The following is a 22,922-nucleotide window of genomic DNA, read 5'->3' as shown; positions in this document are numbered from 1 at the left end:
ACTTTGTATACGACTTTGTCCATGGTTTTACTTCACTCGATATATCTGCTTTTGAGAAGCTGCCCATAAAAATGATGCATAAGCCTCATATCGATGCCTGAGTCATTATAAAGTACAATGCATGATTATGCAATGCATTTTGTTTTTACAAATCTTGACTTGTTTCTGAAAAATGAGAGCAAACATGATATAATCATTTCACTATTTTTATTTTCTTCGAGAAGGGGCTTACGATGACACATTCCAAATCACAAATTTTAACGGTTATTGACCAATATGCTTCCCGTTTTAAAGAAATTTCATCATACATCGGTGCAAATCCCGAACTTGGCAACGAAGAGTATCTTGCCTCTGCTCGCTTAAAAGAAGAATTAACGTACCATGGCTTCGAAGTAGAAGCGCCGATTCTCGGACTTGATACAGCTTTTATCGGAACTTACACCGCAGATAAGCCCGGGCCAACCATTGCTTTATTGTGCGAATATGATGCCTTACCTGAGATTGGTCATGCCTGTGGACATCACCTCATCTGTATGATGAGTCTCGGTGCAGCTGTAGGTCTCAAGTCGATCCTCGATGAAGTGGGAGGAACCCTTAAAGTGTTCGGTACACCTGCCGAAGAGACACGTGGTGCCAAAGTTCCTATGGCCGAGGCAGGCATGTTCGATGACTGTGATATTGCAATCATGGCTCACCCTTATTATGCCTATGAGAGATCAGGAAGCTCGCTCGCGATTGATGCCGTGCAATTTGAGTTCCATGGCAAATCGTCCCATGCTGCAGCTAGCCCGCACGAAGGTATCAATGCACTCGATGCAGTCATTCAAACCTTTAATGGCATTAATGCGTTCCGGCAACAGGTCAAAAGCACAGTCAGAATCCACGGTGTAATTAATCATGGTGGACAAGCTGCGAACATTATCCCAGATTATGCTTCTGCTCAATTCTATGTACGGGCTGCCACTCGTAAAGAACTGAATATCCTCACCGAGCGGGTCATTCAAATTGCAGAAGGATCGGCATTGCAGACTGGATGTAAGCTGGTCACGTCCAACTATGAAACTTCTTACGATGAGATGGTAACCAACGAGCGCTTATCAAACACATTTAGCGAAAACCTAGTTCAACTCGGGATTCCACAAGAAGAGATCGTAAGTGGCAATGATCATGGCTCGATGGATATTGGTAATGTATCCCTTCGCTGCCCAGCGATTCACCCTTACATTCGTGTTGTGGATGAAGTTCATACCCTGCATTCCATTGAGTTTCGTGATTTGGCTCTACAGGAACGTGCGCTAGACGGCATGATTCTAGGTGCTAAGGCGCTTGCAACAACCGCTTACGATGTATTAACTCAGTCCTCATTACTGGAAGCGATCCAGTCCGAGTTTAAGCAGCTTAAACATTAATTAGATGAAATAAATCCTACTGCTCAGAGTCTACTCACTCCCTTGATTAGGGGTTCAAAAGTAGGCTTTTTCTTTATGCAGAGTATGTATATAGACCACCAACCTGGAAATGCTGTGAAAAGGATATTGAAAATGTTGAAAAAAATGTATGATTTCCACAACTGATGCAGAAAAAACGATTCAACGCTCGCTAACTTGGTTATATACACATACCTTATCTTATAATTTCAGGAGGTGCTCTCATGCTGCTTGAAGCGTTGTACCACGTTCCTCGAGACAAATGGGCTTATGCTTACGATCCGTCTACGATCCATCTGCGTGTGCGCACCAAGAGAAATGATGTACAGTACGTGACTGCACTCACCGGTGACAAATATGATTGGACAGGTACCTTCCGTGAAATTCAACTTGAAAAGGCAGCTGCCGACAGCATGTTCGATTATTGGGAGATCGCGGTTAAACCCAAATTCAAGCGAGTTTCCTACATATTTCGAATTACATCTGGCTCGGAAAATATATATCTGGCTGACGATGGGTTTCATCATACCCCGCCTTACCCAACTGGAGGATATTATGAGTTCTCTTACATACATGAAATCGATGTATTTAAGGTACCAGAATGGGCAAAGGAAGCTGTCTTTTATCAAATCATGACCGAGAGGTTTGCGAATGGTAATCCAAAACTGAACCCTGAAGTAACACAGCCTTGGGGTGGCAAACCTGAACTAGATAACTATTTTGGTGGTGACCTACAAGGTGTATTGAATCATCTACAGGATTTAACAGAACTAGGCGTTAACGCAATTTACTTCACCCCCCTCTTCCAAGCCAACTCCTATCATAAATATGACACCATTGATTATAAAAAAGTAGATCCGCATTTTGGAGACAATGAATTGCTCAAACAAGTAGCCGAAGCCTGCCATCGACGTGGAATTCGCGTTATGCTTGATGCGGTATTCAACCATTGCAGTGAGGACTTCCCTCCCTTTCAAGATGTGCTGAAGTACGGACAAGCTTCCAAATATGCAGATTGGTTCCATATTAATGAATTCCCCGTACAGATCAAGGACGGTATCCCCTCATATGACACATTCGGATTTTATGGCAACATGCCCAAATTTAATACAGCTAACCCTGAAGTTAAAGCCTATCTCCTCGATGTTGCTGAATATTGGATCAAAGAAATTAAACTGGATGGATGGCGACTAGATGTCGCAAATGAAGTGGATAATCATTTCTGGCGGGACTTTCGTAAAGTGGTGAAAGCGGCCAATCCTGACGCATATATCGTAGGTGAAGTGTGGAGTGATTCCTTGACCTGGCTCATGGGAGATCAATTCGATTCGGTGATGAATTATCCCTTTGCCGACAAAGTGCTGGAGTTCTTCTGCGGGTCGATGGATGGTTACAATTTTGCAAACGAGATGGGATCACTTATCATGCGTTACCCTCAGCAAACGAATGAAGTCATTTTCAATATGTTATGCAGCCATGATACCCCTCGTCTGCTGTCCAGAAGTGGACAAGATAAGCGAAGATTGAAACTTGCGGTCGTTTTCCTTTTCACTTACATTGGAACCCCGTGTATTTTTTATGGAGATGAGGTCGGCATAAGTGGTGACAGTGACCCAGATTGCCGCAAATGTATGGAGTGGGACTCTGCTAAGCAAGACCGGGAGCTATATGATTTTTACCGACTAATGATTGATTTGCGCAAAAGCAATGAAGCACTGCGTAAAGGTCGATTTCGCTTCTTAAAGGCAGACCAGCATGACCCTTGTATTGTATATGAGCGTATGGATGAACGCCTTCATTTTACGGTCTGGATGAACAATACCCCAGAGAGTCGCACCCTTTCACACCCTATGGAAACTCAAGATTGGAAAGATGCTCTAACCGAGGAAGAGGTCGTTCCTACCGGTGGTATCATGCATATCAAGCTTGATCCTTACGGCTACCGTATTTTATATCGGCTGCTTGATTCTTAACATGAACATTGATTCTAGAGGAATATGCAACATAAAATTATAGAATCTTGTAATAAACAGCCCCCATGGGTAGTCCCTCCTCTATCCGATTTAAGTTGGTTTGCACAAGATAGTCTGTGGTTTGTAGCTGTAAAAGCCGAAATGCTCCAACTTGCGTAGATCTAGCTACGCAAGTTAGAGCATTTTTTTGTCGTCTTACGAAATGGATCAAGTTGAATATTACTTATCCGTTGTAATATCCCGATAGATATCCATGTATTCTTCGGCAGAGACATCCCAGCTATAGTCCCCGCTCATCGCATTTTTCACAATCGTCTTCCAATGCTGCTTCTCTCTGTAGTACTCCTGAGCACGCCGAATCGTATTCATCATGTCATGGGCGTTAAAGTTTGTGAACGAGAATCCGTTCCCTTCACCAGTAAATTCATTATAAGACTGCACCGTATCATTCAATCCGCCCGTTTCGCGCACGAGAGGGATGCTGCCATATCGAAGAGCTAGCAGCTGACTGATGCCACATGGCTCGAATCGTGAAGGCATTAAGAAGAGATCACTTCCTGCATAGAAGCGCCTGGACAATCCATCATTAAACGTAATTTGAGCAGACATCTTGAGCGGGAAGCGATTGGCTGCCTCACGGAACCAATGCTCATAATCGGACTCCCCTGTGCCAAGCACTGCAAATTGAATATCATCGTAATACAGCAGTTCATCAAGTACACGGCAGACGAGATCTAGCCCTTTTGAATCGACAAGACGGGTTACCATAACCATCAGAGGAACGTCTGGACGAACAGGCAGACCAAGCTCCTTTTGTAATTCTACTTTGTTCTCAATTTTCTTGGATAGACTTGTTCGATATTTCACTGCGATTTTGTTGTCGGTTGCCGGATTATAACTGTTGGTATCAATTCCATTTACGATTCCGCTGAAGCGATTCCCTAGAGAACTAAGCAGTCCATCTAGCCCATAACCATAATAGGAAGTCTGTACTTCCTGAGCATAAGTTGGGCTCACGGTAGTAACATGATCCGCATAGACAATACCTGCTTTCAGAAAATTCACATTACCGTAATATTCCACACCATCCATGGTGAAGTACCGATCATCGAGTTCAAGCAAGTCACTGAACAACGAATGTGGGAATACGCCTTGATACAGCAAATTATGTATCGTAAAGACCGTTCGTATCTCACTATAAAACGCATCATGGGCATAATGTGCCTGCAGCAACAGAGGAATCATACCTGCATGCCAATCATGAGTATGCAGCACATCAGGCTTAAATTCCAGAAGTGGCAATACTTCAAGCACAGCTCGGTTGAAGAACGCAAACCGTTCCCCATCATCCATATAACCATACACGCCATCCCGTCCAAAATAATACTCGTTATCTACAAAGTACACCGGGATACCTTCATATTCCATCATTTCGATCCCACAATATTGTCGGCGCCAGCCGAGTGGCACATCCGTCACAATAACAGGTTGCATGGCCTCTTTGTATTCATCAGGTATACCTTTATATTTGGGTAAAATGACCCGAACATCTGCCCCAGCCTTTTGCAAGGCTTGAGGCAAAGCTCCAATCACATCAGCAAGTCCTCCTGTTTTGATAAATGGATGTGCCTCTGCGGCAGCAAATAGAATGTTCACGCCTTTTTCCTCCTTCTCGGTTTGACCGGGGTGCTTGCTATAGTTTCAATCGTTTTTTGTCTGACAGAAGTGACTTGGTTCGATGTCTCATCCGTTTTCCGGCGTGTTGTCTTTTTTAGAATAACCACACTCAGTGGAGGTAAAACAATTTCCAGACTATATGGATGCCCGTGAAAAGGAATCTTTTCTGTAGGCAACTGCATATCATTTAGTATACCTGATCCTCCGTAATCGGAATGATCGCTGTTCAGAACTTCGGTATACATACCGGGACGCATGACGCCAATCCGGTAACGCTCCCGCTTGACTGGTTGAAAGTTAATGAGCACAAGGAGTGTATCCGCAGGTTTTTTTCCTTTGCGAACATATGAAATGACGCTCTGTGCATGATCATCCGGAGCAATCCATTCATAACCGTCTAAGGAATGATCAAGCTCCCACAACGCTTTCTCGTTGCAGTAAAGCGCAGACAGATCCCGTTCAAATTGATGAAGCTTGCGGTGACTGTCATAGTCTAGTAAGAACCAGTCCAGTTGATCCTCATCTTTCCATTCGATGAACTGGCCAAACTCTCCTCCCATGAACAATAGTTTTTTACCAGGGAACGTCATGAAGTATCCTAAGAAAGCACGCATCCCGTCAAACTTTTGCTCGTACGTTCCTGGCATTTTGTCCAGCAATGACTTTTTGCCATGCACGACCTCATCATGGGAGAGAGGAAGCACATAATTTTCAGAGAAGGAGTAGACGACAGGAAATGTGAGCAAATGATGTTTGGATGGACGCTCATGGAAATCAGACTCGATATAATCCAGCGTATCATTCATCCAACCCATGTTCCATTTGTAGTTAAAGCCTAACCCTCCCACGTCGACCGGAGAGGTCACGAGTGGCCATGCACTTGATTCTTCAGCCATCATCAGTGCATAAGGGTAGTATTGGAATACCGTTTGATTCAATTGCTGGAGGAACGCTACAGCTTCTTGGTTCTCCAATCCACCATCTACATTAGGGCGGAATTGACCTGGCCCTTTTTCAAAATCAAGTTTCAGCATGCTCGTCACTGCATCTACGCGTAGTCCATCAAAATGATACATCTCCATCCAATACAAAGCATTGGAGATCAAGAACGAACAAACTTCAGGTTTGGAGTAGTCAAAACTGAGTGTTCCCCAGCCAGGTTTCTCCGCTAACAACGGATCTGCATACTCATATAGAGGTGTTCCATCGAACAATCGCAAACCATGTGCGTCTTTGGCAAAATGAGCCGGAACCCAATCAAGCAGTACACCGATTCCTGCCTGATGTAACGTATCTACGAGATACATCAGATCCTTTGGATGTCCATAACGACTAGTCGGGGCGTAGAAACCCGTATTTTGGTATCCCCAGGAAAGGTCATACGGATGCTCGCTTAAGGGCATCATTTCCACATGGGTATAGTTCATTTCTAATAAGTATGGAACTAGAAGATCAGCCATTTCCCGATAGGTATACAGCGTGCCATCGTCTTTGCGCTTCCAAGTTCCAATGTGCATCTCATAAATATGTAAAGGCTTATTGTAGACGCCTCTTTGCTTGCGTCTCCACGCCCCATCATTCCACTTATAACCTTGAATGGAACTTGTTACTGAAGCGGTCTGTGGTCTGACCTCAGCTTCAAAGGCGTATGGATCTGCTTTGAGCAATTCCGTCCCATCTTCCGTTAATATACGAAATTTGTATAAAGTTCCTTCATGGATTTCAGGAAAAAAACGAGTCCAAAATCCAGAATCGGGTATCTTATAAAGAGGATCCTGTTGACCGTTCCATCCATTACGATCTAGAGCCAGCCCTACTTCTTTGGCATTCGGAGCCCATACGGTAAATTGGTACCCCTGACGGCGATCCACGGTCGCAGGCTGTGCGCCTAAAATACGATAACTGTGATGAAGGTTTCCTTCATGAAACAAATAAATATCCTCCGGTGAAATAACCGGACTTGTCAGTGGTTGAATAGCCAAGAGATCACCTTCTTCCTAAGAAAATAGTCATAACAGCAACCATTACCCCATTCTAGCCAAGTTGAAAAGAAAAATGACGCGTTTAAAAAAATGTTGTATATTTTCAGAATTTTTACAGTATATATCGTTTCAATGGCTCCACGTTGCGTTTATGTATCTACTACACTAGAAAAATATCTTGGGAGGGAAACGATCATGTTTAATAAAGATTGCATCGCTATGCTGTTGGCGGGAGGAGAGGGTAAAAGATTAGCCCCCTTAACTTCAAGTATCGCAAAACCCGCTGTACCGTTTGGCGGGCACTACCGTATCATCGATTTTCCTCTCAGCAACTGCGTTAATTCAGGCATCGACACTGTAGGTGTGCTTACGCAGTACCAAGCTGACTCTTTGCACGATCACATTGGTGAAGGAGAACCTTGGGGAATTGGTAATACGGTTGATGCAGGAATCTCCCTGCTTCCATCTTATCATACAGGAAATGACGAATACTTGGGAACGGCGGATGCCATTTATAAAAATATTGACTATATTGACAAACAAAACCCCGAAAATGTGCTGATTTTGTCGGGTGACCATATTTATCATATGAATTATCGCGAAATGTTGGATGCTCACATCGCGAATGGTGCAGCGGCAACTATTTCCGTAATGGAAGTCCCATGGGAGGAAGCACATCGATTTGGCATTATGGCTGCCGATGCGAATTTACGTGTTACCGAATTTGCTGAAAAGCCTGCTGAACCAAAAAGTAACCTAGCTTCTATGGGTATCTACATGTTTAAGTGGGATTATCTGAAACATCATTTGCTGATTGACGCTGCTAACGAAGAATCAAGCCATGATTTTGGTAAAGACGTCATTCCACAGATGTTGAATGAGAACAATCCCCTATACGTTTATAACTTCGATGGGTATTGGAAAGATGTTGGCACTGTGAAAAGCCTGTGGGATGCTCACATGGATCTGCTTCATAACGAAGAGAACTGGAGCTTGCAAAAAGATCACTGGCCAATGTTCACACGTGAATGGAGAACAAAACCAAGTGTGTACAAAGCTCGCAATAGCCGGATCGAGCATCTCTCCTCCTTAATTCATGATTCTTGCGCCATTGAAGGTCATGCAGATCGTTCCGTCATTTTCTGCGGAGCTGAGGTTGGCAAAGGATCTGAAGTTCTTGACAGCGTGGTAATGCCGAATGCTCGCATCGGTCGTGGCGTTCACATCGAGCGTGCAATTATCGGGGAAGGTGCCATTATTAAAGACGGCGCGATCGTTAAAGGTACTGCTGACGAAATTATGGTTGTTGGCCCTAACGAAGTTGTAGCTGCTAAACCGGCTGTACGTACTCAACCTACACGTATATTCAAAGAAGTATACGAAAAAACAGGCCGTTTACGTGCGGGAGAGCTCTCCTCATAATATAGAAAAAAGGTGGATTCCTAAGGAATCCACCTTTTTTGTGTTATCAATTTGGAATTGATCCATCACTCGATTGGGTCTCTGTTTCATCATCATTCGTATCTTCCATGAGAGCTGGTAACGTAATCGTAACGGTTGTACCTGATCCCAGTTCACTTTGCATTGTAATCGTGCCTTCATGCAGTTCCACGAGCTCCTGTGTGATGGCTAGTCCGAGCCCTGTTCCCCCGTTCTGATGATTCACCTGGAAGAAACGGTCCCGTACTTTGATTAGGTGCTCCTCACTAATCCCGATCCCCGTATCTTGAATGGCGGCAATAATCTGACCATTCTCTTCTTTTACGGACAAGTAGATCCAAGAGTTCTCATGTGAGAATTTAATCGCATTATCTACAATGTTAAGGAATACTTGCTTCAGTCGGTTTCCATCACCAAATACGTTATACGGATACGTCTCATCGGCATCCAGCTTTAGATGAATTTGCTTTTGTTCCGCTTTGGCCCAGACATTCAGCATCGTTTCTTGCACAATTTCACGAATGCTGACTGTTCCCTTCACCAGCTTCATCTGATTCTGTTGCAATTTGGAGAAGTCGAGCATCTCTTCAACAAGCCCAATTAGACGCTCCGTTTCTCTGGAAATGATGCTCATCCCGATTCGTGTCTCCTCTGGATCATAGCCTCCGGAGTCCAATGTCTCACTCCAGCCCTTGATACTTGTCAGAGGGGTACGCAACTCATGCGAGATAGATGATATGAAGTCGTCCTTAATCTGATTACTTCGTACGATCTCGTGTGCCATGAAATTCAATGTTGAGGCTAACTCACCTAGTTCATGCTTGTAATTGCCTTTAACCCTAACATCCAGTCGCCCACGTGCCATCTGAGCAGATACAGCAGTGATATTATTAATTGGACGAACAATGGAATTCGCCATACCTATACTAATAATTAATACGATAGCAAGCACAGCTACACCTACTGCACTAGCCAGCAAACCCATAACCAGCAATTTCGAGTTGACCATGGTGAGTGCTGTCATATATCGGATGACATACGTATGATCTCCACCAAGATCGAATTTGTGCGAAACCGCCATAATCTGTTCACCTGTCGAAGGTTCCCTGCCTACCCATCGTCCCATCGCACCATTAAGCGCCTGAGAAATATCACTCGTTTGAAGCAAAGCACGATCGGATTCAAAAGCGGTTGAGCTTGCCAATACACGTCCATTCAGATCAAGAATCTGCAATTCTGTATTGGATAATTTCAGATTTTCAAGTAATCTAGACAGATTGTTACCATCTTCAGCATTATTCGCCCGCGAGATTGGCTCAAAGAAATCCTTGGAATTCGAAATATGAGTACTTATGGTGTTATAGATGCTCTCGTAGTAATATCGCTGCACCGCCAGCATAAATACAAATTCCACCAGCAGCAGTGCTAGAAAAACTACGAAAAAGTAGTGTAATACAATCTGCCGCGTAATACCCTTTTTTATCATTGCTCCCTGCCCTTCCATTTGTACCCGTGTCCCCATACAGTTTGCAGGTATTCAGGTTCGGAAGGGTTGTTCTCAATTTTTTGGCGTAAGCGACGTATATTTACATCCACAATTTTGGGGTCACCCATGTACTCTTTGCCCCAGACATGATCCAGCAGCAAATCTCGACTGAGCGGTGTATTTTCCTTCTCTAAGAAAAATTGAATCAATGAAAATTCTGTAGGTGTTAGCTCAATTAGTTCATTTTGTTTCTTGAATTGCTTCGAAATTAGGTCAAGCGAGAACGGGCCAGATTGGAAAGTAACCTTAGCCGCTGTCTCCCGGTGCACATTGACACGACGCAGTAAGGACTGAATACGAGCAATCAGCTCGGTTGGACTGAAAGGCTTGCTCACATGGTCATCTGCTCCGACCGATAATGCATATACTTTATCCTGTTCCTGTACTTTAGCTGTTAAGAAAATAATACCTAAGCGTTCATTGGTCTCACGAATGCGTCGACAGACTTCGAATCCGTCAATGCCCGGTACCATGACATCCAAAAGCGCTAAGTCAATATCCGGCACGGACTGCAAGATTCGCAGTGCTTCATGACCATCTCCTGCTTCAAGCACCTCAAATCCATTTCTTTTCAGATTAATGACGATAAAACTGCGGATGGATTCTTCATCTTCCAAAATAAGTACTTTACTCATTTAGCTCGTCCTTTCTGTTCAGTTGCGACATGTTATCTAGTAATCCATCAGTATTCGGTTGGGCTACACGCGAAGCAATAACTCGATCGTTCGTTCGTGTAATCTCTTTCCACCGTTTCCCTTTTTCCTGTTCCCACTGGGACAGTGTAAAGTACTTGATTTCAGCTACCGTTTCATCGGTATCGATCATTTTGAAGCGAATGTATTTTTCTTTTTCTGATCGGGTATCAATGGTAATTTTACCGTACCACTCAGACTTGAGATTTAAATGGAATAAGTCGGCGTCATCCCGATATTGGAATGAAACAAACTCCTTGCCGTCCTTGCCATCCCACTGATAAAAGGTATAGAACCACATACGCGAATCAAAAACGTAATGCTCCCAACCTTTTGGGGTTTCTTTAAGCCCAAATTCAATAATACCATCATTGTTGAAATCACCGCTTAAAATTTTGTCATCTCTATACGTTTGATCCGGAGATTTGAACGCATTTACCAGTTTGTTATCCTTCACATAGATAAGCTGAGAGAATGAACTCTTATCATCCAGCTCAGCATCCAGAACAATTCCCGGCTGATCCTTGGCAATCTGGCCTCCAAGTGCATTGTAAATCTCTTTTACCGTATAGTCTGTCTGCATCCGATCAACTTCCTTGAAGCTACCCTCATCATATTGGTACAATGCAATCGTTGCGAATCCACTGCTATTCAGGGAAACAATCGTAAAATCACTTTTCCCGTCACCATTCAGATCGAGTGGATTGCCTTGTGCATCATCAATAATAAATTGATTGTAGGGTACGCCGCCTAATACCTGTTCGAGCGCACCATTTTTATAGGAGTATGCTGTTAAGGCTTTTTGATCCTGCAAGCTTACGCCCAATATAATATCGGGATTGCCATCATTCGTAATATCCAACAGCTTGAAGGACTGCAGCTCACTACCTGGAACATCAAACGTTAATTTTTTGACCCATGCGCCGCCTTGTTCCTCCAGCAGTAATCCGTGAATCCGAACATTCTCATTCGGTGTCTCATAAAAAGCAATGGCTTCCCTTGTCCCATCTCCATTAAGATCTTCCACACGGATCATGCTGGTATTGCTCAGATCTTTCGGACGAATGAGTTCACTTTCGGGAGGCTGCTCGAGCTGCACGACGTTGTACAGTTTTTCTTTATCTGTTGACATCATCGGTTTACGCATCAAAATCTTGGGGTCACTGATTACCGTACATCCGCTCAAAACAGAGCCCAGCAACATCGCAATCGCTCCACCTGCTATCAAGCGTCCCCAACGTGAGTTAAGCAAGTTCATCACTCTTTTCAATAGTTTAAGAGGTTGTTCAAGTTCAGTAAGGTAATATCATTCTTTTCGAACAGTAAACATGTATTAAATCATATTCTTCTCTTGCTGCGTCAGCCGCCGTCCACGTATATCAAAAGCAATCTTGCCCTCTGCTAGTCCCCATATCCGCGTCGCGTGCTTCTCCGCAAGTTCAATTGGCAATACCGAAATGATGGTTGCCCGTTCCTCTTCACATAATTTACGCAACGTTTCCAGAACAGCATCAGCTGTATGTGGATCCAGTCCAATAACCGGTTCATCGGCCAAAATCACCTTAGCACCATGAGCCAGCGCTCTGGCAATAGCTACACGTTGCTTCTCTCCACCACTAAGCTTTTCAGCGAGCTGATGCGCTTTATCGAGAAGGCCTAGACTCTCCAAATAATCCATAGCCCCCATATAGTCATCCGATCGAACCATACCCGTGACCATTCTCCATACAGGTGTCTGACCTGAACGACCAATCAACACATTTTTGAGCGCTGATCTTCTTGGAAATAATTCAGGATTTTGTTCTAAGTATGCCCATTCACGCTTTATTCTCCGTTTACCAGCCATGCCTTCTTTTAATATTTCGGCTCCGTCTACGGTTAAGCGACCGCTATCCCATTTCTCCATCATCGCCAGGCATTTAAGCAGCATGCTCTTACCACTGCCACTTGAACCTACAACAGCGATCATTTCTCCTTGTTGCATATCAAATCGAATATCCCGCAAAACCGGAATTCTGTCCGCTCCTACGGATTTACTTAAATTCTCAACTCTGATCATCGCGATGTCTCCCCTTGTCCAAGGTTTTCCCTACTCCATAGTGTACTCGGAAACGGACATCAATTTCCATGCGAACACCAGCTTCTATTCTACCACAGATTGAAGCTCAGGTTTACGTCTAAAGAACACACCTGCAACTCCAAACAGAAGATACAAGCAACCCATCCATATAAACATGCTTCCTGGTGAGAACCAGTTAATAACCTGACCGCCGAGGTTAGGCCCAATAATGCTACCGATGGTGAAATAAAAGGATGCTACAACATTAGCCGCTGGCAGAAGCACTTTTGGCAATATATCTGCTGCATAAGCTAGTCCTAGAGAGAAAAACGACCCCACGAGCCCTCCTGCAATCGTTAGTAACACCAACATCCACCAGAAATGAGTTCCGGCTGCCGGAATGAGCATAAACGTAATCCCTCCTGCAATCCCAGCTGACATGAGCACCTTTTTTCTACCCAATCGATCACTTAACATCCCAAGTGGGAACTGCAGGAACAGTCCACCTATTCCGACAAATGGAAGCAACGAAGAGATCTGACTCTCATCCATGCCAATGCGGAGACCGTACACGGGGAAGTTACTGTTCATTCCAGCTTCCATATAACCGTACAAAAGTGCTGGTATTAGCGCATACCATGCCCAGGTCAAGCTGCGACGGAATCGACGTTCCGGCATTTGCCCCTGTTCTACCTTCTCAGGTCTAGAATTCGGAAGCTTCATTAATACAAGCACGAGCACAGCTCCCATACAGATGAAAAGTACCCAGAATGGAACCGCTTGACCGAATCCCAGCAGCTTGATGCCAAGCGGACCAATACTGAATCCTAGTCCATAGGACATCCCGTATAGGGATATGTAGCGCCCTCTTTTCTCTGGAGCCGTCACAAGAAGAACCCAGAGCTGGGCGGCATAGTGCAGAGCACTATCTCCAACGCCAACGATGAGGCGTAGAATAAACCATATTTTGATATCCGGAAAATAAGGAAATAAGATTAAGGGAATCATAACAAAGATGAGCCCGCCAATGATTAATTTTTTGAAACCAAATGCTCCTAATAAACGCTCTGCCACTAAGGTCATAGCAAATGATCCAACATACAATGCGGCAGCATTAAGTCCATTGAGACCTGGGGATACACCCTTTTGTTCCAAAAAGATGGACAATACAGGTAATAAAAGCCCCTGGCTAATCCCTGCCACAACAATAACCGTTATCAAAATCAGGTAGTTGGATATGGAATGTGACGGTTTAGCAGTATGAATAGATGACACGAAATGATTTCCCTCCTGCAAGCATACAAAGAAAAATCGCCATCGCTGACGACTTTTCGTATGATCTTCATATTCTTTTGCTCAAGCACAGATATCCCAGGACATTTGGCCGGGACTTGAACATTATAGTGGACAACGCCGTGCAAAACAAGCCATAATAGTACATAAGTCGCTGTGTATATTAGATGTGACGGGAGGATTCTACATCATATGCCTTATCAAGTTAAAATTGATGTTTCACCGATATATGAGATGCTCAATAGTTTTTTGGTTTATGTCACCAAGAAGTGGATCCAGCATTTGGACGTTGGTCCAGAATGGATCCTTGAGGTCGAAGGCAAACTAAGCTCCAACGTGAGAGCTGCGCTGGCTCCAGCCGCTACGTGGCCTTTTGATGATTTTGACGTATTGTTTGCATGGGCTGCATACCGAAACTGTGATTCAGAGAATCAGGATTTCCTGAACATGCTTTCGGATATGTCGGCAGAACAATTATTTGCACAGATCTCACCTTTACTGCCTTCCATTACAATGGAAGAGTCCACACGGATACGGGACAGTTATGTTCCGCTTTTGCGCTTGTGGGACGAACATTACTGCCAGAATATCAGCGAAGATTATCGTACCTGGCTCGAAGAGGATGCGGAGGAAAAACAGATTCTGTTAGACAAAATGGGACCAGAACTGTTAATTGAATACGCGACAGCAGGTGTCATTGTTGAACCGATGCCTGGACTGAACGAAGTGATTCTTTTTCCAACCATCCATAATCGGCCTATTAATATGTACTGCTTCTATGAAGGCATGATGATCATGCAATATCCGATTGATGCACCTGAGGAAGATGAGGATCAACCGCCAACCTGCTTGCTCCGATTCACTCATGCTCTGGCTGATCCCGAGAGACTTCGCTTGTTACGTTACGTTTCGGGTGAGCCGAAATCGCTAGCTGAAATGTGTGAGGAACTCGATAAGGATGAAGACATGGTCAAGGACCAGGTAATGGCACTACGCATCGCGGGCTTGCTGAGAACTCATCTTCTTGGAAGCAACCGTAAAGAGAAATATAGTATTCGGCCGGACGGCGTGTCTGAATTGAACATGTTCCTGGAATCCTACATTCGCATATAATGCACTAAACTGAGGTTGACGGCTGCAAGGAGTGATTTTGATATGAGCAACACGAAACAACACATTTTGTTCGACCTAGATGATACGCTTGTGTACTGTAACAAATACTTCAACCTCATTCTGGGTGAATTCTTCGAAAACATGCAGGAGTGGTTTGACGGTGATGATCTAACCATTCAGCAGATTCGTGAGAAGCAACTAGAGATTGACGTCACTGGAGTTAACAAAGTGGGGTTCGCAAGTCACCACTTCCCTCAATCTCTGATTGATACGTATCGTTACTTCTCGCAAAAGTTCGCACGATCTACCTCCCCCAAAGAGGAGAACTACTTAAGCAAACTTGGAATGAGTGTGTACGATCAAGAGGTAGAACCTTATCCTCATATGGTCGAAACGTTGGAGAACTTACAGTCTGCTGGACATGCCCTCTACCTCTACACTGGTGGGGAGACTGTCATTCAACAACGTAAGATTGATCAGATGAAGCTATCTGCATATTTCGATGATCGCATCTATATACGGCAACACAAAAACGTTGAAGCTCTGGAAGGCATTCTATCTTCAGGTACGTTTGACCGTACAGCTACGTGGATGATAGGCAACTCCTTACGAACAGACATTATGCCTGCTGTAACAGCTGGAATTCACAGTATATATATTAAGCAGCCTAATGAATGGCAATACAATATCGTGGAGCTTAAACCTAATCCCGAACGCGCTTTATATACGATTACGGCACTTGAAGAGGTACCCAAAGTTATACAAGAGAATATCGAGCAACAATCCAAAAAGACCCTGTAATCTTACAGGGCCTTTTTCGTGCTGTATTTATTACAATACACTCTCTGCCTATGTTTCATTTATCAATACCAGAGAGTCCAAATGCAGAGCTTTTACGTCTCTATCTTCTCGGCTGTCAGTTTACCGGTAAGCATGTCCTGCAACACAATACGAGCTTTAACGGTACTGCCGTCTTTTCGTTTGAAGGCCAGCACTTGCGTGCTTCCTTTGTCGATCAACGATTTCAGCATCGTACTCGTTATTTTTTTGCCGATGTACTCTTTCCAGATGACAAAGCCACAGCCTTCTTTGAATCGTGTGCATCCATAACCTTTTTTACCTTCAATGATCTGACCCGTACAACCTGGTGCAGGGCACGGAGCCAACAGCTCACGAGCACCAGACTGATTAGAAACAGCAACAGTCGTCTTAGTTTTAGCCGCTGTACCAGTGGCGCCACGGGCGTTGCCAGAAGCTCCTGAAGATGAACGTGACGTTGATGCAGAAGAACTAGCCGCTGCTCTGGTTGAAGTTCTAGCACTGTTCCCTTTGCTACTAGCGCCCTTGCCTTTACCTCGACTGCCACGAGCATCTTCACCAAATGCATCTGCTGGCGCAGGAGCTTGCACCTTAACCTTATCAATAATCGACATGGTAAACTTCTTCACGTTCTCCATAAACTTGTCCTGTTCCGCTTCTCCTTTGGAGATTTGGTACAATCTCCGTTCCCATTGACCTGTCATTTCTGGAGATGTTAAGAGATCTACACCTGCTCGTCGAATTAATTCGATGGCCGTTCGCCCTTTGAGCGTAAGTTGCATCTTTTTGCCCTGCATAGTAATATAACCAACATTTTTGAGACGCTCGATCGTAGCAGCCCGCGTTGCCGGTGTTCCTAATCCACTGTCTTTCATGGCATCACGAAGCTCTTCGTTCTCGATCTGCTTCCCGGCACTCTCCATCGCCTTGAGCAACGTACCTTCGGTATAACTTTTTGGAGGCTGGGTAGCTTTCTCCTTGAATTCACTCTTCGTGCATTGAACAGGTAATTCAGGCTGAACGGAGAAGGACTTGTCCGTCCACTCCTCCGCTTCCTCTTCTTCATTACCATTCTTTTTGGTTTTCTTCTTCCCAGAGCCACCCTGTTCCTGATCTGATGAAGAGAGTACCACTTTCCAGCCTAATGATAATAACTCCTTCACAGATGTTTTGAACTGATGCTGTTCAACCTCTGTTAGTACGGTGTGCTGTTTATACTCGGCTGGTGGGTAGAAATGAGACAAAAAACGTCTAACAATCAGATCATAGATGTTCTGTTCGTCCTTAGATAATGTACCCGGTCGCTTCAACGTTGGCAAAATCGCATGGTGATCTTCAACCCGTGATGGGTTACAGACCCCTTTATTATTTTTGTGTACCAGTTCTGGCTTAGCTCCTTGAGCTAGCTCACTGTACGTTCCATTTTTTAATAAATTCAGCGTTTTGTGCATGCCTTCAATATTCTGTTCCGTCACATAGTTGGAGTTCGTACGTGGATACGAGATTACCTTATGTTTTTCATATAAGGCTTGGGCAATGTCCAACGTTTTCTTCGCACCATAACCAAATTTCGCATTCGCCTCACGCTGCAAAAGTGTAAGATCGTACAACCGGTAGGGATATTCCTTCGTTTGTTTTGCTTCATATTTGGTGATACGCCCTGTCTTGCCCTTCACACTGGCTGCAATTGCCTCCGCTGCCTCTGGATCAGTGAGTTTGTCACCTTGACGCAAGCCACGATATTCAACACCTTCCTGACGAAACCACGCCGCCACTTCATAAAAGGTCTGCGACTGAAAAGCTTCAATCTCAATCTCCCGATCATAGATCAATGCGAGTACCGGTGTCTGAACACGTCCAACAGACAACAGCGCATTGTGCCGTGTCGTGAAAGCGCGTGAAGCGTTCATTCCGATCAGCCAATCCGCCTCGCTTCGTGCACGAGCAGCATGTGTGAGATTTTCAAACTCCGATGCATCCTTCAGCCCATCAAATCCTTTTTGGATACTAGCGGCAGTCAGATCCGATATCCATAATCGTTTAACCGGCTGACGAAGCTTCAACTGCTGCTGGATCAGCGCGAAGATATACTGACCCTCACGCCCTGCGTCACATGCATTGATAATAGCAGAAGCGCGTTTGGAAAGTTCTCCGATAATTTTCAATTGATCCTTCGTTTTGGGGTTAGGTACGATTTTGAACTGATCCGGAATGATGGGTAAGTCAGCGATGTTCCAACGCTTGTACTTCGTATCATATGCATCTGGTTCAGCCAGTCCTAGCAAATGACCAATCGCCCAAGTGATGATGTAATGCTCTCCTTCGAGGTAACTGCGATTGTTCTTGGCTTTTGGTTCTATGACGGCGGCAATGGTTCGACCCATATCAGGCTTCTCCGCTATAACCAGTGTCTTCATCCGTCCATCTCTCCTCCTTCACCGTCCGCATGACGGCAAAAAGGGGCCTTCCGCCCACGGAAGCCCCTTGCTTCTGAAACATATTATATCAGATTTTGAGTCCGGGAGCATCCCTCCACGGGGGAATTACCCAGCAGCCGGCTCATTTAAAGCTCGTTTTTGTCTACATTCCTTGCATACGCCTTGAAAATCAAGTCGATGATCCGTAACGGCAAATCCATATTGCCGCTCAATTTGCTGTTCTAAACGTAGCAGACCATCCTCCATAATCTCCTCTACACTTCCGCAGTCTGTACAAATGAGATGGTGATGATGATGAGACCCGTCCGTACTACGTAGATCAAACCGTGCAGCTCCATCTCCAAAATTAATTTTCTCTACCACTTGCAGATCACTTAACAATTCAAGTGTACGATATACCGTGGCAAGGCCAATCTCAGGGAATTGTTCTTTCACAAGCAAGAAGACTTCTTCGGCGCTAAAATGATCCTTTTCATGCTCAAGTAACACACGCACGGTCACTTCACGTTGTTGAGTCAACTTGTATCCTTTCTCAACCAATTGCTTCTTAATATCATAAATCTGGTCTGAAATGCATTTGTCCCGATTCGTTGCCATAGTTGGTTGCACCTCCGAATATTATATGTGTTCACATCATTGAATTTCATATTTTAAAAATCTCTTATTTATAATTATTATAATATAATAATAAATCTTTAGGGAATAAAAAGCAATGCTCTACCTCACACTTACACTAAAAAAACGCAAACGACGCCGTCTTAACTACGTAATGACTAAGTAATTGATCTAACTTGTTCTATATTCCCAAAACAAATAAAGAACAGATAAAAACCCCCGCCATCATGGCGAGGGTTGCAATAACGATTATGAGTTATACGAGAACCGTAGCTCCCATCAAATATTTATCAACTTCACGAGCCGCTTCGCGACCTTCATTGATTGCCCATACAACAAGACTTTGTCCACGACGCATGTCGCCTGCTGCAAATACTTTTTCAACGTTCGTGTTGTATTTACCATAGCGGGCTTTAACATTGGTACGACGGTCTGTTGCAAGTCCCAATTGTTCTACCAATGTCTGTTCTGGCCCATCAAAACCGATTGCAATCATCGCCATTTGAGCAGGGAAAACGCGCTCTGTTCCAGGGATTGGTTGATAGATTTTGCGACCTGTCTCATCCACGATACGCTCAATCTGAACGGTATGCAACTCTTTCAAGTTGCCTTCTTCATCACCAACAAATTTCGTTGTCATGATGGAGAATTCACGCGGATCTTGACCAAACAACGCTTTGGCTTCTTCTTGAGCGTAATCTAACGTGTACACATTAGGGAACTGTGGCCAAGGATTATTAATCCGGTCACGCTCCATAGGTGCTTGGGTGTGAGTACCAAACTGAGTAATCGTACGACAACCATGACGAAGCGATGTAGCTACACAGTCAGAGCCAGTGTCCCCGCCACCAATAACGATAACATCTTTGTCTTGTGCAGACATATAGTTACCATCTTCCAAGTTAGAATCCAAATAGCTCTTAATGCTACTATTGAGGAAGTCCATAGCGTAATGCACGCCTTTCAGGTCACTACCTTCAATGTTGAATTCACGAGGTTTGGTTGCGCCACCACACAATACAACAGCATCATAATCGTCCACTAGTTGCTGTGCAGGAATATCTTTACCGATCTCTGTATTTGTAATGAATTGAACGCCTTCTGCTTCAAGCAAGTCCACACGACGTTGAACTACTTTTTTGTCCAATTTCATTGTTGGAATACCGTACATCAACAAACCACCCACACGGTCAGAACGCTCATATACTGTTACAGTGTGACCTGCTTTGTTCAATTGAGCCGCAGTTGCAAGTCCTGCTGGACCCGAACCAACAACAGCTACACGTTTACCCGTGCGTTTCTCTGGAGGTTGAGGAATTACCCATCCTTCTTCGAAACCTTTTTCAATAATCGCTTCTTCTATCGTTTTAATGGTTACAGGCTGACCAATCAATCCAACGGTACAAGATCCTTCACAAGGAGCTGGACAGACACGACCTGTAAACTCAGGGAAGTTATTCGTTTTGTGAAGACGCTCTAGTGCTTCTCTCCACAATCCGCGGTAGACAAGGTTGTTCCATTCCGGAATCAGGTTATGCACGGGGCATCCTGATGTGCCACCAATCATATCTATACCTGTATGGCAATACGGGGTACCACAATCCATGCATCGTGCACCTTGTGTTCTGAGCTCTTCTTCGGCCATATGTTTATGAAACTCTTCCCAATCCTTAATCCGCTCCGCTGGCTCGCGATCCGCTGGCAATTGCCGTTTGTATTCCATAAATCCAGTAGGTGTAGACATCTTACGTTTTCCCCCATCCGTTCTTGTCTTAATCCCTTCATCTGCACGATTCTATATGAAATGGATTACTCATGATCTGAGTTTTTTGTCTATTGTATCACAAAATCTTCTCGAAGATATTTCAATTATAGTAGCATTTCGACATCTGAATATTAAATGGATTATCCGCATAATTATTTGTATTTTATACATCATATCGTCACAATCTACTCATGGTCAATCCCCTAATTTTGGTGCAATATGTGTTATTTCAATATAAAAACAGGCGTGCGTTGGTCATTTCACAGTTCAGAACGTCACATAAATGTCAGATAATTTACCATTAATATCAACTGATTTGTGCCTATATGATGCTGATTTCCGAATATTACGCATATTTTAGGGCTTTACAACGTTGAATGCCTACAACTTTCACACTTTTTGTCTTATGACAGCTGATCTATATGTATATTATACATAATTCCCCATGCTTTATGTTACATAAATGTTATATACCATTTTTTGCAGATTAAAATGTTCTAAAAAAATTGAAAAAGACGCTGTTCACGAATATTTCGTAATCAGCGCCTCAACATTTTTTTATAAATTTACTTCAAAACGTATAAATCGATTGAAGCTATGTTCATTCTTATTGTTTACGTTCGTAAAACTCAAAGGTAAACGCGTGGACGTTTTTCTCATCCTGTTCGCCTTCAATTTGCTTAATTAGCTCCCATTCAGACCAATCCACTTCCGGGAAAAACGTATCTCCCTCAAAATGTTCATGAATCTTAGTTACAACAAGACGGTCGGCAAACGGTAAAAATTCACGATAAACCTGTGAACCACCGATTACACACAACTCTTCCCCTTGCGTTACACTTAGACCCTCTTCGATGGTGTGAACCACTTCAGCTTGCTCTGCTGTATAGTCTAAGTCTCTAGTTATGACGATATTACGACGTTTAGGGAGTGGTTTGCCGCCAAAAGATTCCCACGTATTACGTCCCATAATAATGGTTTTGTTCAAGGTTTGTTGTTTGAAAAAGGCCATATCCTTGGGTAAATACCATGGCAGTGAATTATTTAAGCCAATCACGCCATTCTCCCCCATTGCCCATACAAGTTCAATGCTCAAAGGTTATACACTCCTTCAATCCAAAATCAATATCGATTCCGCTTCTGCATTTTATACTGCAATTGGAGCTTTAATGCCTGGATGGTGCTGATAGTTCTCAAATTCGAAATCTTCAAACTTATAGTCAAAAATGGATTCCGGCTTGCGCTTAATCACCAATTTAGGTAATACAAAAGGCTCGCGCGTCAGTTGAGTTTTGACCTGCTCTATATGGTTTGAATAGATATGCACATCTCCACCTGACCAGATGAACTCACCCACCTCAAGGTCACATTGCTGCGCAATCATATGTGTTAGAAGCGCATAACTGGCAATGTTAAACGGCAGACCCAAGAAAGTATCTACTGAACGCATTGTAAGCATACATGATAATTTACCCTCTGCAACATAAAACTGAAACGCGAAATGACATGGCGGAAGCTTCATGTGGTTAATCTCGGCCACATTCCACGCACTTACAAGATGACGTCTAGAATCCGGGTTGTTTTTGATCGAATCAATCACTGCCGCGATCTGGTCGATCTTCTCTCCATTTGGTGCTTCCCACGTACGCCACTGTGAGCCATACACAGGTCCGAGATCACCATTCTCATCCGCCCAATCGTCCCAGATTTTCACGCCGTTTTCTTTCAAGTAAGCAATGTTTGTATCCCCACTCAGGAACCATAAAAGCTCATGGATCACCGATTTAAGATGAATTCGTTTTGTTGTTACAAGAGGAAATCCTTCAGAAAGATCATAACGAAGCTGTCTGCCAAATACGGATTGTGTTCCCGTTCCGGTGCGATCTCCTTTGTGTACGCCATTGTCCAATATATCTTGTAATAAATCGAGATAGTTTTTCAAGTTGATTTCCCCTCACATCTCTTTATATGTTGCCACTCAGTTCCAGATTGACTCGAATTACATCATGTCTGACCATCTTAACAGTTTATCACACTGTGCACGTTGGAAAAAGAGTTGAGCCATATTCAATTTTGCCCACGT

General features: G+C 43.9%; 17 protein-coding genes. 5 read left to right on the top strand and 12 right to left on the bottom strand.

Going from position 1 to position 22,922, the window contains the following annotated elements:
- The first annotated feature begins 233 nt into the window (after positions 1-233).
- Entirely contained in the window at positions 234-1,409 is a 1,176-nt protein-coding gene (locus MH215_RS16045) for a M20 family metallopeptidase (protein ID WP_239291423.1), read from the top strand.
- A gap of 242 nt (positions 1,410-1,651) precedes the next feature.
- The gene (locus MH215_RS16040; RefSeq protein ID WP_239291422.1) at positions 1,652-3,400 is read left to right on the top strand and encodes an alpha-glycosidase; all 1,749 of its coding nucleotides are present in this window, start codon (positions 1,652-1,654) and stop codon (positions 3,398-3,400) included.
- Positions 3,401-3,619: 219 nt separating this feature from the next.
- Here MH215_RS16040 and glgA read toward each other — a convergent pair whose 3' ends face one another.
- A complete protein-coding gene (glgA, locus tag MH215_RS16035) occupies positions 3,620-5,056 on the bottom strand; it encodes a glycogen synthase GlgA (RefSeq protein WP_239291421.1) in 1,437 nt (478 codons plus the stop codon).
- Positions 5,053-7,059 (bottom strand): 1,4-alpha-glucan branching protein GlgB, encoded by a 2,007-nt coding sequence (gene glgB / locus MH215_RS16030; RefSeq protein WP_239291420.1) that lies wholly within the window; start codon positions 7,057-7,059, stop codon positions 5,053-5,055. The genes glgA and glgB overlap by 4 nt, the downstream gene beginning before the upstream one ends.
- A 195-nt stretch (positions 7,060-7,254) precedes the next feature.
- Between glgB and MH215_RS16025 the strand changes: the two genes are divergently transcribed.
- Positions 7,255-8,481: a glucose-1-phosphate adenylyltransferase gene (locus MH215_RS16025; protein WP_275446189.1), complete on the top strand. Its 1,227-nt coding sequence runs from the start codon at positions 7,255-7,257 to the stop codon at positions 8,479-8,481.
- Positions 8,482-8,527: 46 nt separating this feature from the next.
- Here MH215_RS16025 and MH215_RS16020 read toward each other — a convergent pair whose 3' ends face one another.
- The 5 genes from MH215_RS16020 to MH215_RS16000 form a co-directional block, all read right to left on the bottom strand.
- Positions 8,528-9,985, bottom strand: coding sequence for a sensor histidine kinase (locus MH215_RS16020; RefSeq protein ID WP_239291419.1), 1,458 nt, complete (start codon positions 9,983-9,985; stop codon positions 8,528-8,530).
- The gene (locus MH215_RS16015) at positions 9,982-10,680 is read right to left on the bottom strand and encodes a response regulator transcription factor (protein WP_056690105.1); all 699 of its coding nucleotides are present in this window, start codon (positions 10,678-10,680) and stop codon (positions 9,982-9,984) included. The genes MH215_RS16020 and MH215_RS16015 overlap by 4 nt, the downstream gene beginning before the upstream one ends.
- A complete protein-coding gene (locus tag MH215_RS16010; RefSeq protein WP_239291418.1) occupies positions 10,673-11,989 on the bottom strand; it encodes a hypothetical protein in 1,317 nt (438 codons plus the stop codon). The genes MH215_RS16015 and MH215_RS16010 overlap by 8 nt, the downstream gene beginning before the upstream one ends.
- A gap of 81 nt (positions 11,990-12,070) precedes the next feature.
- Positions 12,071-12,796 carry a phosphonate ABC transporter ATP-binding protein gene (locus MH215_RS16005; RefSeq protein ID WP_239291417.1) on the bottom strand — a complete coding sequence of 242 codons (726 nt, stop codon included), beginning with the start codon at positions 12,794-12,796 and terminating at the stop codon, positions 12,071-12,073.
- Positions 12,797-12,880: 84 nt separating this feature from the next.
- Positions 12,881-14,071, bottom strand: a complete 1,191-nt coding sequence (locus MH215_RS16000; protein ID WP_239291416.1) for an MFS transporter — start codon at positions 14,069-14,071, stop codon at positions 12,881-12,883.
- A gap of 210 nt (positions 14,072-14,281) precedes the next feature.
- Between MH215_RS16000 and MH215_RS15995 the strand changes: the two genes are divergently transcribed.
- Both MH215_RS15995 and MH215_RS15990 read left to right on the top strand, forming a co-directional pair.
- A complete protein-coding gene (locus tag MH215_RS15995) occupies positions 14,282-15,202 on the top strand; it encodes an ArsR/SmtB family transcription factor (protein ID WP_145047156.1) in 921 nt (306 codons plus the stop codon).
- A gap of 42 nt (positions 15,203-15,244) precedes the next feature.
- Positions 15,245-16,003 (top strand): HAD family hydrolase, encoded by a 759-nt coding sequence (locus MH215_RS15990; RefSeq protein ID WP_239291415.1) that lies wholly within the window; start codon positions 15,245-15,247, stop codon positions 16,001-16,003.
- Between the two features lie 92 nt (positions 16,004-16,095).
- On the opposite strand, the gene MH215_RS15985 is transcribed toward MH215_RS15990, so the two are convergent.
- The 5 genes from MH215_RS15985 to thyA all read right to left on the bottom strand — a co-directional run bounded on the left by MH215_RS15985 (position 16,096) and on the right by thyA (position 22,781).
- Complete coding sequence (locus MH215_RS15985; RefSeq protein WP_239291414.1) at positions 16,096-18,438, bottom strand: type IA DNA topoisomerase; 2,343 nt, start codon at positions 18,436-18,438, stop codon at positions 16,096-16,098.
- Positions 18,439-18,564: 126 nt separating this feature from the next.
- A complete protein-coding gene (gene fur, locus MH215_RS15980) occupies positions 18,565-19,056 on the bottom strand; it encodes a ferric iron uptake transcriptional regulator (protein WP_056690088.1) in 492 nt (163 codons plus the stop codon).
- A gap of 274 nt (positions 19,057-19,330) precedes the next feature.
- Positions 19,331-20,818 (bottom strand): glutamate synthase subunit beta, encoded by a 1,488-nt coding sequence (locus MH215_RS15975; protein WP_239291413.1) that lies wholly within the window; start codon positions 20,816-20,818, stop codon positions 19,331-19,333.
- A gap of 628 nt (positions 20,819-21,446) precedes the next feature.
- A complete protein-coding gene (locus tag MH215_RS15970; protein ID WP_239291412.1) occupies positions 21,447-21,935 on the bottom strand; it encodes a dihydrofolate reductase in 489 nt (162 codons plus the stop codon).
- 51 nt (positions 21,936-21,986) lie between these two features.
- Complete coding sequence (gene thyA / locus MH215_RS15965) at positions 21,987-22,781, bottom strand: thymidylate synthase (protein ID WP_239291411.1); 795 nt, start codon at positions 22,779-22,781, stop codon at positions 21,987-21,989.
- Positions 22,782-22,922: the final 141 nt, after the last annotated feature.

This window comes from Paenibacillus sp. ACRSA (assembly GCF_022346845.1).
Lineage (GTDB): Bacteria > Bacillota > Bacilli > Paenibacillales > Paenibacillaceae > Paenibacillus.
The sequence above is the reverse complement of the archived record's forward strand: the minus strand, read 5'-3'. Positions and strand labels throughout refer to the sequence as shown.